The sequence below is a fragment of the Pseudomonas sp. MEJ086 genome (genome assembly GCF_030209025.1).
In the GTDB taxonomy this organism is placed as follows: Bacteria; Pseudomonadota; Gammaproteobacteria; order Pseudomonadales; family Pseudomonadaceae; genus Aquipseudomonas; species Aquipseudomonas fulva_A.
Genome location: NZ_JARVSV010000008.1, coordinates 491074 through 504482 on the forward strand (window position 1 = coordinate 491074; position 13409 = coordinate 504482).

Genomic DNA, 13409 nt, shown 5'->3' on the forward strand with positions numbered 1-13409 from the left:
ACGCCTTTGGCTAGGCTACGCGCCCCGATCCATCTACGAGTTATTTTCCGTCTTACCACGTTCGGACACTCGTACCTGCTGGACGATGGAGCTAGAACTCACCCTGCTTGAGTACCACCGGCTCGATCAACGGCGCCTGCCACAGCTGCACAAGGTAGTGATCCTCTCCATCGAGGCCATCTTCGGAGAGCGTGTCGAAACCGGAAATTGACAGCCGCACCCTATAGTTCCCTGCCGCCAGAGCGAAGCGCGCTGCATCCGGGAAATAGTCCGTGCAACCGGCGATCACCAGCGTGCCACTGCGAACCACGAGCGAGGCCTCGGCAATATGATCGAAACTCGCCGGTTCGACGGTTGGTTCCGCGTCGAGGAATTCGAGCGTCACCGAAACCTCCATATTGCGCAGCGTGCCGACGCCCACCACACCATCGGCTACCGCGAGCATCCGTTCGACGGCTTCAGTGCCCCAAGACTGGGAGAGATCACCCTCGGTTACTTCATCCTGCAGATAGAACTGGTGGTAGTCGGCGAAGAGTTTTAGGGCGTGTGAGGGCATAACGGCTCCTGATGGGGCTGTGGTCAACAATCGGTGGGGTCAGAGCAATCGGTGGGGTCAGAGTGATTGATTCTGGGATGCGCAATCAACGACTCTGAGCCTATCGATTGGCTTTAGCCCGTCCCAGTGAGCGAAACGAACGATTTGAACCACTTGTTAGTGGCTTTTACCGCTGGAGTATAGGAACAGCAAGGGCGAAATGGTATAGCTGTTCAGGCCTAAGCAAAAGATCTGCATTTACTCGCCAGTCGCACTCGTCATTAGAATTTGAACCGATATAAATTCGGAGGAAAATATAATTTTCGAATTCAGGCTCTGAGCTGACTGTAAAAAGCAGGTCTTGGCAAGATGAGAGCCATGAAAGTGACTGACCTGCTTTTACAGAGGCTGCATTAGCAAGAAAGTGCGCTAACTGGCCTGACTCTTCTGCTGACGGCTCATTTCCAGTGGTGATTTCGGCATGAAATTTAGTACCTTCAAGCCTGACGCTGATGATTTCATTTCCTGGTTCCTGGCAAGAAGCAATGCTCAGAGCCAGGCCATCTTCCTGTGCAACAGTAGCTTCCATGACTAGCCCTAACGTTTGGTTAAGGGGCGGGCTTTAGCCCGTCCCAGTGAGCGGAGCGAACGGTTTGAACCACTTGTTAGGCATTGGTTTGCAATGCCTGGAGGCGAATTCTTTCCAAAGCCTCGAACGCGACTATCAAATGGGCTGCCGACTCAGGGCTATGCAGGTTCACACCTGTTTCTCTAGCCACTAACTCGATTACGGCATCTCGCTTTAGATCAAGAGCATTAGCCACGTGCAACGCGCACGAACGTGCATGTGATGCGCGATGCTGAAGCGGCTCGCTCTCATTTAACACCTTGCGTCTATGCGAGTTAAATGACATTGCCTTTGCCCTGACGTTTGGTTAACGGGCGGGCTTTAGCCCGTCCCAGTGAGCGAAGCGAGCGATTTCAATCGCTAGTTAGGTGTCAGGCACACGGCCAGCGCTCCCCAGGATGCTCACGCTCCCAATGGTATTTGAAAAAATCTGCATCCTCCCAAGGCGACTCTTCATAAACCCAGTTAAGACTACTGATGTAGCCCATGAGTCGCGGCGCTAGATGCTTGCCACCTTGAGCCGCAAACCATTCATTTACTGCCGTTTGAACCTCTGGGTACTTTAGATCACGCATGCAGTAAAGAATGACCCACTGGCTTTGTGGTTTTATATCTGTGCCAGCCTCAATGAATAGTCTTTTGAATAAATTGGTGTGCTGTGGTTGATGCTTTATGAGTTGTAAGAGGCTGAAGAGTTCTGGCTCAAGATCGGGAGTATTGACGTCATTATTATCAAGTACTGTGACAGACATTGCATGATGCCAAAATTGTACCTCTGCGTCGTCGGGACTCATGGATGGCACCTAACGTTTGGTTAAGGGGCGGCGGCACGCCGTCCCAGTGAGCGTAGCGAACGATTTAAACCACTTGTTAGGCGTTCCGCCACTCATCTGATGTGCTCCAGTTCTTGAGGCAGTGCATGCACTGTTTGGCACGCCACGTTCGGAGTTGACCATTGCAGAATGGGCAATAAGCGACTTTTATTTGGCACTTAGAGTACATGCGATGATCCGCGTACTCCGTGAGGATGCTTCGATCAACCCCCTCAATTTCAATGATTTTCTCCAGCGTGGTTTCTTTGCTTGAAATATTGAATTTACTCAGATGTGAGAATGTTTCAACCGCAGGACAATATGCAGTAATTAGTTCCCCACATCTATTGCATATCCTTCTGCCGTACTCTCGCTGCATTTGGTTGCCTAACGTTTGGTTAAGGGGCGAGCTTTAGCCCGTCCAGTGAGCGGAGCGAACGATTTGAACGACTTGTTATGTAAAAAACTTACCTGGCATTTAAAGAAAATTTATTTTGATCAAATAAATATCAGAAGCTAAGCACTCAGATTCGTACTTTGTTAGTTTCGTCCTAGCCTTATCAAGGAAAAGCTCATTATTTAGGAGCTCGCGTGCCTTATGGCCAATATAGTTCAAATCCCAACTCAACTTATCAATACCTCTTTCGAGGGCTGTCTTAAGAAGAACATAAAAGCACAGCTGCCAAGTCGTGTCACTTGTGTTCCAAGGAAAATATTCTTCCTCTATGAAGCAAAGAGATTGTCCAGGTGAAAATCCTCTCTCCGATTGGCAGTCATCAAAAAGTGAATTTATAGCATTTTTTGTATCTTCGTATGAGCGCATATTTTTTACATAACGCTTGGTTAAGGGGCGGGCTTTAGCCCGTCCCAGTGAGCGAAGCGAGCGATTTGAACCACTGGTTAGCCTAGCGCTCATGTATCACTAGCAGCAACATGGATGAAAAGCTCAAGCGAGCTTTCCACTAGCAACGGCGAGTGGCCTTGATTTGAGTGGGTTAGAAAAAACAAAGCGCCCTGGGGGGTGCCTGATGGCATAGAAAAGTAAGTGTAGAGGCGATTTTTTACAAACTCGGAATAGCTGATATTAATTTTGTAACCTTCAATTTGGATATTGGAGAGTCTGCCGTAGCACTTTGTTTGCAATGAGGAAAATAAAGAGTTTTCACTGCACAGCTCAAAAGATGATGATGCGCCGTGCCTGCCTCTATGGGTCGAGCGGGCTACTGCATTCAACTCCGAAGTACTGCCGTGAAGATGCAGCTCCTTGTCTTTCAACTCTGCAAACATGATCTCCCCCTGGCTGTAGCTTTAAGACTTCGGCGGCTAACGTTGCGCTCACCCGCGGATTGTAAGTGGCGCGTTGCGATAAACTTCGCGCAGCGATATTGCAAAAGCGCTACTTGCAATGCGTCAGGTGCAATGCTTTGTTAGAACTATTTGATAATTTGACGGAAAGTTAAACTGATACGCTCACCACTAGCGCCAACTTTAGGTATTGCATGAAGCCAAAACTCTTGCATTTCTTGTGACATATAAAGCAATGAGCCACTCTCTAACGGGTAGAAAAACTCTACAGCCGGTTCCAGCTTTGAACGATATGCTATTTCACGTACAGCTCCAAGAGAAACAATTGCTACACCAGTGCCTTTTGCTAACCCCTCACTAGAGTCAGAATGAAAACCCATTGAAGAGTTGCCATCAAGATAATAATTTAGAAGGCAATTGTTTGGGCGAAAACCAAGCTCTAGTTCAATAAGTCCACAGGCGCTTTCTAATTCAGGCAGCATTTTTACTTGCTCATAAGATATTTGCGAATAATTATAGGAAACGCCAAAGCTAGCAGTTTTTCTCGCTCTCATACGTTCGTCCCAAGTAATTGAATCACGAAGAAACGTGAACAACTCGCTAGGATGTGAGACGAATTTTGATTTTAAATATATTGGTGGTCTTTCCATATTCTGAAGTTCAAGCAGTGATTAGATGGAATTCTTCATTGATACGTTATGGCGGAATTCCGCATAATGCCCCTGCCTCATTAACGATGCAGGCTGAATTTCCATAAAAACCAATAAGTTGACATGTGGATACGCAGTGCCCCGCGTATTCGCACTACTTGTGTTCTGTGCAGTATTTTGCACCGGCGGTGCAGGCGGCGATGTCGGGACGGAGGTACGAAAATAGGCGAGATGCACTGCAAGTTCCTTTTGGCAATGGTTTACGCGTGCAGGCATCCACCCGCAGAGGGTTTTGACGATAAGAGGTTGCCCGGCAAACGGCAAGTGCTTGCCGAGCGATATGCTGCACGTTGCGGTACGTGCAGCATGCTGGCGGATTATGCCTTCGCCTAATACGCCCTACGTAGCTGTCAGTTGGCGTCCCAAGTGCAGTGCTTGGTGCCGTTGCTGGTGAACAGGTAGACAGTCACGTCGCCGCCCTGGCGGTGATGGGTCAGGCGCTTCGCCGGGAGAATTTCCCAGAGCCAGTCCAGGTCGGAGCCTGGGTAGCGGTCGCCGAAGGATGCTATGAATTCAGCTTTGTCGATGAAGTCTTCCCGGGAAGCGAAGCGCTCGAAGACGCAGAAACGGCCGTCGATCCGTGGCCAGACACGGTCTTGCCAGGTCGGTAGTGCCGGTGTGGCGTAGACGATGATGTCTATCTCTTCCTGCGAACCTTCCATGGCGTCATTGGTTTCGATCCCCAGTGCCTTGAGTTTGCCGGAAGCCAGGCAGGTGTCGCAGATGCAGTCGATCGTCTCGCGGCCGTAGAAGCCTCCGGCCGAGAACCACAGCCCAGGCGCACTGCACAGCGAGCAGGGCGCAGCCTCGGCGAGGCGATAGGCGAAGTTGTCGGGGTCTCTAAAGTAGGGAAAGAGCATTGGCGCGGCCTCACGACGAACAGCTGATTTCCAGATGCTTGCCCCAATCCGGCGGGCGCTGTGCGTAGCGTTCTTTGCCAGCTTGCTCCTCGAAGGGGCGGCTCAGCACTTCGTGCAGTTCCCGTATGGGGCTGTAGTCGCCCCGTTCGGCGGCGACGATGGCTTCCTGGGCGAGGTAGTTGCGTAGCACGTAGAGCGGGTTGACGGCGTGCATGCGCGCCTGGCGGGCGGCCTGATCGCTGCCTTCGCGGTCGCTGCGGGCGAGGTAGTCGGCGCCCCAGGCGTCGAAGCCCTGGAGGTCGACGAAGTCGTTGCGCACCACCTGCAGTGCATCGGCTGGTGCCTGCTCGCCGAGGTGGCGGAAGAACAGGTGGTAGTCCGTGGATTTGCCCGCTTGCATGAGTGTCAGCAGACGCTGGATCAGTTCTTCGTCGCCGTCCTCGGCCGTGGTGAAGCCCAGGCGCTTGCGCATCAGGTCGTTGTAGTGGGCCTGGTACAGCGGCAGGAACAGATCGAGGATCGATCGCAACGCATCGACTTCCACCAACGGCGTCAGCGCCTGGGCCAGCGCCGAGAGGTTCCAGTGGGCGATGGGCACCTGATTGCTGAAGCTGTAGCGGCCAGTGTCGTCGGAGTGGTTGCAGATGTGCTGGGCATCGAAATCGTCGAGGAAGGCGTAGGGGCCGAAGTCGAAGGTGATGCCGAGAATCGACATGTTGTCGGTGTTCATCACGCCATGGCAGAAACCATAAGCCTGCCAGCGGGCGATCAGCTCGGCGTTGCGCTCCAGCACGGTACGCAGCAGCGCTTCGTAGGGCTGCGGTTGCTCCAGGCACTGCGGGTAATGGCAGGCCAGCACGTGGTCGGCGAGTTGCCTGAGCTGGTCGTGCTGGCGGGTGTAATAGAAATACTCGAAGCTGCCAAAGCGAATATGGCTCTGCGCCAGGCGCACCAGCATGGCCGCGGTTTCCTGCTTCTCGCGCCACACCGGCGTGCTCGAACCGGTGACGCACAGCGCACGCGAGCTGGGGATGCCGAGTGCATGCAGGGCTTCGCTGGCGAGGAATTCGCGGATCGAGCTGCGCAGCACGGCGCGGCCGTCGCCCATGCGCGAGTAGGGCGTCAGGCCGGCGCCCTTGAGGTGCAGATCCCAGTGCTCGCCCGCGTGATTGAGCACTTCGCCCAGCAGCAGGCCGCGGCCGTCGCCCAAGCGCGGGCTGTAGCCGCCGAACTGGTGGCCGGAGTAGACCATGGCCCGCGGCTCGGCGTCGCTCCACAGCTGGTTGCCGGAGAACAGTTCGGCGAACACCTCGCGCTGCGCTTCCTGCGGGTCGAGGTCGAGCAGCGCCATGGCGCTTTCGCTGACCACCACCAGGCGTGGCTCGGCGATGGGCTCTGGCAGCACATGGGTGGAAAAGGCGTCACCCAGCCCGGCGAAACGGTTTTCGAAGGTCAGGGTGTCGAGGGTTTTCACGGTTTGGCCTCGCCATTCTTCTCGACGCTCGCCAACTGTTCGTCGTCGAGCTTGAGGGTGTCATGGGGCGCAGCGGCGCGGCTGAGCACGATATCCATCTTCGGTGTGCCGGAGAGGTTGATGTTGTTGCTGGCGAAGAGTTGGTCGATGCGCCGGTTGAGCTCGTCGGTGGCGGCGCCACGGTCGCCCAGCTCCTTGACGTAGAACTTCAGCTCGTGGGTCAGGCCGCCCGGTGCATAGACGCTCAATTGAGCGGTCGGCGCCGGATCGCGCATCACCCGCGAGTTTTCCTGGGCAGCCTGCAGCAGCAGGGTACGCACCTTTTCCAGATCGTCGCCGCGGTTGACCACGAAGGTCAGCACGATGCGCGTCACCGTATCGGTCAAGGTCCAGTTGATCAACTGGCTGGTAACGAAGGTCTTGTTCGGCACGATCACTTCCTTGCGATCGCTGTCGATGATGTGCGTGGCGCGGATATGGATGCGCTTCACCGTGCCGGTCACGCCGCCGATGGTCACCAGGTCGCCGATACGCACCGGGCGCTCGAACAGGATGATCAGGCCGGAAATGAAGTTGGCGAAGATCTCCTGCATGCCGAAACCGATCCCCACCGACAAGGCGGCGACCAGCCATTGCAGCTTGTTCCAGCTCACCCCCAGCGTCGACAGGGTGACCACGATGCCGGTACCGAAAATCACGTAGGACAGCAGCGTGGTGGTGGCATAGGCGCTGCCCTGGGCGAGGCGCAGGCGCGACAGCACCAGCACTTCCAGCAAGCCAGGCAGGTTGCGCCCCAAGGCCATGGTGATGGCGGCGATGATCAGTGCATACAGGACGTCGAGCAGGCTGATCGGGATCAACGAGGCGGCGCTGCCAACCACGGTGCTGCTGTTGTATTCGTAGAGGGTGATGTTGTCGAGGTAGGCGAACACCGAGATCAGATCGGCCCAGACCCAGTACATCGCGGCGATGAAGGTGCCGAGCAGGGTCAGGCGGATCAGTCGCATGGACTGCTGGTTGACCTGCTCGATGTCCAGAGTCGGTGCCTCCAGCTGGATTTCCGTGCCTTCGCTGTCCTCGGTGGTCTGTGCTTCACGCTTGGCCGTGGCGCGCTGGTAAGCCAGGCGTCTGGCGGCGACGGACAGGCCGCGAACGAATACCGCCTCCACGATCAGCCAGATGAGCAGCAGGTACAGCGTATCGATCAGCCGGTCGCTGAGCTTCAGGGCGGTGTAGTAGTAGCCGAAGCACACCGCCAGGAACAGGCCCAGCGGCAGCATGCTGAACAGCACGCCGATGAACATGCGGAAGGACGAGGCGTTCTCCCGGGCCGGGCCGCGCAACAGCAGTTTTTGCAGCAGCCAGATCATCAGGCCATAGCAGGTCAGCACCACGGCGATGCCGATGACGTCATCGGACAGGCTCGAGGGCTGGTGTTCGGCCACGGTGACCACCGCCACCAGCGCCATGACCACCACGCCCAGCCAGCGGATCTGCCGGTGCAGGTAGGCGACGTGGGAGCGCGCCCAGTGGAAGTGCAGCTCGGCTACGCCACCCGGGGTGAAAATGCGGTACACGGTGTAGAACACCAGCCACGCCTGGGCCATGCCCAGGAACGCCGAACCGAGGTTGACGTTGAGCCCGCGGGCATCCATCTGCAGGGCGAAGCCGCACAGCGCCAGGAACAGTGTGCCGGGCAACGCCAGTAGCACGTTGAGGAAAATCGCCACTGGCGTATGCAACTGGCTGTCACGCCTGAAGTGACCGATGTCCTTGTGCAGATCGGTGAGTTTCTGGCTCAGGTAGCGGCGCTTGTACAGCAGCAGGCCCATCACCAGCAGCAGCGGCAGGAACAGCAGCGGCCGTTCGATCAGGCCGGCACCGAGCTGGCTCAGGTTGTCGAGCCAGGGCAGGTCGGCGATCTGCCGTTGCAATTGGGTGGGGACGTTCTTGAACCAGTCGAGATTGAGCGGGTTGTTGCTGGGGATCCAGAACATCTGCTCGTCGAGGGTGGCGCGCAGCGACGTAGCGGTATCCTGCAGTTGTTTCTGGTTGAGCTGCAGGGTGATCGACTCGTTGAGCAGTGCATTGAGTTCGCGGTTCAGGCGGTCATGCAGTACGCGGCGGGTGTCGATCAGATCCAGCAGGGAGGCGCGCAGCTCCGGTGTCACGCTTTCCGGCGGCTGGGTCGCCAGCTGTTTATCTACATAAGCACCGGGATTGGAAATCTGCTCGCGTTGCTGGTTGAGTTCGAACTGATAGAGACGGATATCGGCGATTTCGTCGGCCAATCCGGAGTCGAGCTTGAGTTTGGGCAGCGCCTGTTTCTGTTTGTAGAGAATCTTCGACAGCAGCAGGCTGCCCTGCAGCACGCTGATCTGCTCGTCGAGGGCCTGATCGGTCTGGTTCAGGGTGTCGAGCTGTTGCTGGGTGCGCAGGTTGAGCTGGGTCAGTTCGTTGAGCCGGTCGGTGCCACGCAGCAGGTAGTCGGAGAGTTTCACGTTGAGCGCGCTTTCCCGCGACAGCAGGGTGTCGGAGCCGCCCACCTTCTGGGCCTCCATGGACTGCTCGGCAACGGTGCGTTCGGACTGGTCGCGACGCTTTTCGTTGATCAGCGTCTGCAGATCCTGCAGTTCGACGTCGAGGCGCTTGATCTGCTCGTCGAGGAGGTCGCGTTGAGCGCTACCCAGATCCTGTAGCACGCTGTTGCCGGCCATTTCCTGACGACGCAATTGGGTCTGTGCGGCAAGCTGAGCCAGTTCGGCCTTGAGCTGATTGCTGCGCTCGCTGGTCAGCGGCTTGCCGTCTTCGCGACCATTCTTCAGCAGGGTGTTGATCTGCTGGGTACGCGTCTGGTTGCTGCTGATCTCCGCCTGAGCCCGCTCCGGGCGTGTCTGGGCGGTGATGATCAGGGTATTGGCATCGTTGATCTGCTTCTGCCAGTCACTCAACTGTGCGCTGCGCTGGCTGAGGATCTGCTCCAGCTGGGCAACGCTGCTGGCAGCGTAGCGCTGGGCCACGGGCACCACTTTGGTTGCCTTGAGCTTTTCCAGCTCACGGTGAGCGTCCTGGGTCTGGCGGGGCGCTTGCGCCAGTTGCTTGTCCAGGGCGACCAGCTTTTGCTGGCTTTCCGTCTGGGCATTGAGCGACGCCAGGGTCTTTTCCAGCGTCTGGCGCACCAGCGACTGTTCCGGCTCCACCAATTTGCGGTCGGCGAGGGTATCCAGACTGCGCTGCACGTCGGCGCTGGTGGGGTTGGCATCGGCCCAGACGGGCGATTGGGCCAGGCACAGGCCCAGCAGGGAAACGGCAAGGAAACGACGGAATGAGAGCATGGCCATGATCGCGGGGGTGGAGTCCTGCTGAGTCTACAGACTGGTGGAGAGTCCCGCGCGGCGATCTGTCAGAACCGGTTCACGATCTGCTGCGCGCCGGCCCTGTGGTGTTCGGGCGGGGCTGTGGCGGGCGAGATCCTGGCGGTTTCAGAACGACAGACCGGGTCCCGGGCGGGCGCCTTCGGGGAATCTGACGCCGACCTTGCGGATCTTGTTCCCGTCCATCTCCGCGACCGTCCAGGTCAGGCCCTGCCATTCGACCTGATCGCCTACCACCGAGCCGCCACCGACTTGCTGGGCGATGAAGCGGCCCAGCTGCAGCGAGTTGTCCAGGCCCTCGGTAGACAAGCCGTAGAGTGCCGCAATCGCGCCTAGCTGGGCATCGCCTTCGAGGACGAAATCACCGAAGAAGCGCAGGTCCAGGCCGCGCTGCGGCGCCTGGCTGAACAGTTTGCCGAGGGCCGGCAGGTCGTGTTCATGGCCTATCACGCAGAGCATGTCGCCGGCTTCCAGCACGGTACTGCCGGAGGGATGCAGCAACTGGTGGTTGCGGAACAGAGCGGCGACGCGGGTTTCTTCTGGCATCTTCAGGTCGCGCAGGTGCGCACCGATGCACCACTTCTCGGCGCCCAGGCGGTAGACGAACAGCTCCCACTGGCTGGTCGGGTGCACTTCCAGGCCCGCGCGGGAAATCGGTGCCGGATCCGGCGGCACCGTGACCTTCAACAGCTTGGCCACCCACGGCAGGCTGGCGCCCTGCAGCAGCAGCGAGACCAGCACGATGAAGAACGCCAGGTTGAAATACAGCTGCGCGTTGGGCAAGCCGGCCATCATCGGGAATACGGCGAGAATGATCGGCACCGCACCGCGCAGGCCGACCCAGGCGATGAACACCTTCTCCTTGCTATGGAAGGCACGGAACGGAATCAGGCCGACCATTACCGACAGTGGCCGCGCGAACAGAATCATCCACAGCGCCAGGCCCAGAGCGGGCAGGGCGATGGGCAGCAGATCGTGCGGGGTGACCAGCAGCCCGAGCACCAGGAACATGCCGATCTGTGCCAGCCAGGCCATGCCATCGAGCATGTGCAGGATGCCGTGGCGAGAACGAATCGGTCGGTTGCCCAGTACCAGGCCGCACAGGTACACGGCCAGAAAACCGCTGCCATGCAGGGTGTTGGTCAGTGCGAAGACCAGCAGGCCGCCGCTGACCACCAGCAGCGGATACAGGCCGTGGGCCAACTCCAGGCGATTGATTATTTTCAGCAGCAGCCAGCCGCCGCCCAGGCCGAGCACCGCACCGATGCCGAACTCCTGCAGCAGATGGCCGAGGAAACTCAGGTGGAATTCGCCCTGGCCCTTGGCGAGCATGTCGATCAACGTCACGGTGAGGAACACCGCCATCGGATCGTTGCTGCCGGATTCGATTTCCAAGGTCGCGCTGACCCGCTCGTTGAGGCCCTTGCCACCGAGCAGCGAGAACACCGCCGCGGCGTCCGTGGAGCCGACGATGGCGCCGATCAGCAGGCCCTGCATCAGGCTCAGGTCGAACAGCCAGGCGGCGGCCATGCCGGTCAGCCCGGTTGTGATCAGCACGCCGACCGTGGCCAGCGACAACGCTGGCCACAAAGCCACCCGGAAGCTGCCGACACGGGTGCGCACGCCGCCATCGAGCAGGATGACGGCCAGGGCCAGGTTGCCCACCAGATAAGCGGTCGGGTAATTGTTGAAGATGATGCCGCCACCATCCACACCCGCCACCATGCCGACAGCGAGGATGATGACCAGGATCGGGATGCCGAGACGCGAGGACAGCGAGCTGACCATGATGCTCGCACCCACCATCAGGGCACCGACCAGAAGCAGGCTGTTGATCGTACTGGCATCCAAGGCGGCGTGACTCCCGGGTCATGAGGCGAGCCCGATTCTAGCCTGCGCGTTGGCGTCGCTGTCAAAAATAGTTACAACTCAATGGGGTATGGCATTTATCTGCGTGAAACCGCAGCGTTAAGTGCGGCGCGGCGTATCGGCCGTCGAGCGCGACGGCGTGCAGACAGGGGCGTTGCAGCGGCACTGGTGCAGTGCCGTGCTTGCCGGTTCAGCGAACGGTGAGGGTGATGTCGATGCGCTTGAGCCAGTCGGCTTCGCTTTCGAAGTCAGCTTGGGTCAGCGGATTGGCGGCCAGCCAGCCATCGGGGAACTGAATCGCCAGGCTGGTGGGCCCGGCTTTCAGGCGCACGGTCGGCATGTTCTGGCTACCACGGATGTGGTGGAACAGGATGGCGAAGCGCAGCAGCACGCAGAGGCGTACCAGCTTCACGCCTTCCTCACCGAACTCGGTGAGTTTGTCCTTGGGAATGTTGCGGCGGTGGCCGCGCACCAGCAGGGCGAGCATCTGCTGATCCTGGCGGGAGAAACCGGACAGGTCCGAGTGCTCGATCAGGTAGGCGCCATGCTTGTGGTACTGGTAATGGGCGATATCCAGGCCGACCTCATGGACCTTGGCTGCCCAGCTGAGCAACTCGCGATGCCAGTCGTCGGTCAGCTCCCAATCCTTCGCCACCTTGTCCAGGGCAGACAGCGCCTTGGCTTCGACACGGGCGGCCTGCTCCTGATCGACGTGATAGCGCTCCATGAACGCCGAAAGCGTGCGCTCGCGGACGTCCTCATGCTGGTGGCGGCCGAGCAGGTCATACAGCACGCCTTCGCGCAGGGCGCCTTCGGAGTGGCTCATGCGGTTCAGCTCGCAGGCATCGAAGATTGCTTCGAGAATCGCCAGCCCGGCGGGGAAAATGGGCCGACGATCCGGCTTGAGGCCGTCCAGATCGAGACGTTCGACATCGCCGCACTTGAAGACCTTGCGCTTGAGCCAGGCCAGGCCCTCGGCGGTCACCTCACCGTTGCTGCTCAGCCCCGCGGACTGGATAGCCAGGCCGATGGCCTTGATGGTGCCCGAAGCGCCAACCGCATCCTGCCAGCCAAGGCGGGTCAGGCCGTGTTCGATACCCATTATCTCAAGGCGTGCCGCGGTGTATGCCTGGGCATAACGGGCAGGGGTGATCTTGCCGTCCTTGAAATAGCGCTGCGTATAGCTCACGCAGCCCATCTGCAGGCTTTCGCGCAGCAGCGGTTCGAAGCGTTGGCCGATGATGAATTCGGTACTGCCACCGCCGATGTCGGCGACCAGACGCTTGCCGGGCGTGTCGGCAATGCTGTGCGACACGCCGAGGTAGATCAACCGGGCCTCTTCACGCCCGGAAATGACTTCCACCTGGTGGCCCAGCAGGGCTTCCGCGCGGCGAATGAACTCGGCGCGGTTGCGGGCTTCACGCAGGGCGTTGGTGCCGACGATGCGCACCGCGCCCTGGGGCAGGCTGTTGGTCAGCTGGGCGAAACGACTCAGGCAGTCGAGGCCGCGTTGCATGGCTTCCTCGCTGAGCTGGCGATGTTCGTCGATACCCGCTGCCAACTGCACCTTGTCGCCGAGCCGTTCGAGAATGCGTATTTCGCCATGATCGGCCTTGGCCAATACCATGTGGAAGCTGTTGGAGCCCAGGTCGATGGCGGCGACCAGGGGAAAGGACTCGGCATGGGAGTGCGGCATGATCAGTCAATCTCGAGGCAGAACCCCGTCATCGTGACACGATAGAACGCTCGCGCCAACGCATACTGCCGTTGCAGGTATGCCGATTCAGGCCTGTTGACCGCCTTGCTGAAGGGCACGGCGCCGTCTGCAGGGCGCGCGGCCTA

At 58.7% G+C, this 13409-nt stretch carries 10 protein-coding genes; all 10 read right to left on the reverse strand.

From position 1 onward, the window contains the following. Positions 1-91: 91 nt before the first annotated feature. The 10 genes from QRN22_RS07495 to ppx all read right to left on the reverse strand — a co-directional run bounded on the left by QRN22_RS07495 (position 92) and on the right by ppx (position 13263). A complete protein-coding gene (locus QRN22_RS07495) occupies positions 92-556 on the reverse strand; it encodes a hypothetical protein (protein WP_042552294.1) in 465 nt (154 codons plus the stop codon). A 166-nt stretch (positions 557-722) separates the two neighbouring features. Beyond that, positions 723-1124, reverse strand: a complete 402-nt coding sequence (locus QRN22_RS07500; RefSeq protein ID WP_156152652.1) for a hypothetical protein — start codon at positions 1122-1124, stop codon at positions 723-725. 410 nt (positions 1125-1534) lie between these two features. Continuing rightward, complete coding sequence (locus QRN22_RS07505; protein ID WP_156152653.1) at positions 1535-1957, reverse strand: hypothetical protein; 423 nt, start codon at positions 1955-1957, stop codon at positions 1535-1537. A 930-nt stretch (positions 1958-2887) separates the two neighbouring features. Continuing rightward, a complete protein-coding gene (locus QRN22_RS07510) occupies positions 2888-3262 on the reverse strand; it encodes a hypothetical protein (RefSeq protein WP_156152654.1) in 375 nt (124 codons plus the stop codon). A 146-nt stretch (positions 3263-3408) separates the two neighbouring features. Continuing rightward, positions 3409-3930 (reverse strand): alpha-ketoglutarate-dependent dioxygenase AlkB, encoded by a 522-nt coding sequence (locus QRN22_RS07515; RefSeq protein ID WP_082045712.1) that lies wholly within the window; start codon positions 3928-3930, stop codon positions 3409-3411. 410 nt (positions 3931-4340) lie between these two features. Further along, complete coding sequence (locus QRN22_RS07520) at positions 4341-4850, reverse strand: CbrC family protein (protein WP_042552295.1); 510 nt, start codon at positions 4848-4850, stop codon at positions 4341-4343. Positions 4851-4860: 10 nt separating this feature from the next. Further along, entirely contained in the window at positions 4861-6324 is a 1464-nt protein-coding gene (gene selO, locus QRN22_RS07525) for a protein adenylyltransferase SelO (RefSeq protein WP_042552296.1), read from the reverse strand. Further along, the gene (gene mscK / locus QRN22_RS07530) at positions 6321-9659 is read right to left on the reverse strand and encodes a mechanosensitive channel MscK (protein ID WP_042552337.1); all 3339 of its coding nucleotides are present in this window, start codon (positions 9657-9659) and stop codon (positions 6321-6323) included. The genes selO and mscK overlap by 4 nt, the downstream gene beginning before the upstream one ends. A gap of 147 nt (positions 9660-9806) precedes the next feature. After that, positions 9807-11549 carry a potassium/proton antiporter gene (locus QRN22_RS07535; RefSeq protein WP_042552297.1) on the reverse strand — a complete coding sequence of 581 codons (1743 nt, stop codon included), beginning with the start codon at positions 11547-11549 and terminating at the stop codon, positions 9807-9809. Positions 11550-11757: 208 nt separating this feature from the next. Beyond that, complete coding sequence (gene ppx / locus QRN22_RS07540; protein WP_042552298.1) at positions 11758-13263, reverse strand: exopolyphosphatase; 1506 nt, start codon at positions 13261-13263, stop codon at positions 11758-11760. Between the last annotated feature and the right edge of the window lie 146 nt (positions 13264-13409).

Bases quoted from the DNA above. Each gene is read 5' to 3' on its own strand.
- QRN22_RS07495 (WP_042552294.1), bottom strand. From the start codon at position 556: ATGCCCTCACACGCCCTAAAACTCTTCGCCGACTACCACCAGTTCTAT.
- QRN22_RS07500 (WP_156152652.1), bottom strand. From the start codon at position 1,124: ATGGAAGCTACTGTTGCACAGGAAGATGGCCTGGCTCTGAGCATTGCT.
- QRN22_RS07505 (WP_156152653.1), bottom strand. From the start codon at position 1,957: ATGAGTCCCGACGACGCAGAGGTACAATTTTGGCATCATGCAATGTCT.
- QRN22_RS07510 (WP_156152654.1), bottom strand. From the start codon at position 3,262: ATGTTTGCAGAGTTGAAAGACAAGGAGCTGCATCTTCACGGCAGTACT.
- QRN22_RS07515 (WP_082045712.1), bottom strand. From the start codon at position 3,930: ATGGAAAGACCACCAATATATTTAAAATCAAAATTCGTCTCACATCCT.
- QRN22_RS07520 (WP_042552295.1), bottom strand. From the start codon at position 4,850: ATGCTCTTTCCCTACTTTAGAGACCCCGACAACTTCGCCTATCGCCTC.
- mscK (WP_042552337.1), bottom strand. From the start codon at position 9,659: ATGCTCTCATTCCGTCGTTTCCTTGCCGTTTCCCTGCTGGGCCTGTGC.
- ppx (WP_042552298.1), bottom strand. From the start codon at position 13,263: ATGCCGCACTCCCATGCCGAGTCCTTTCCCCTGGTCGCCGCCATCGAC.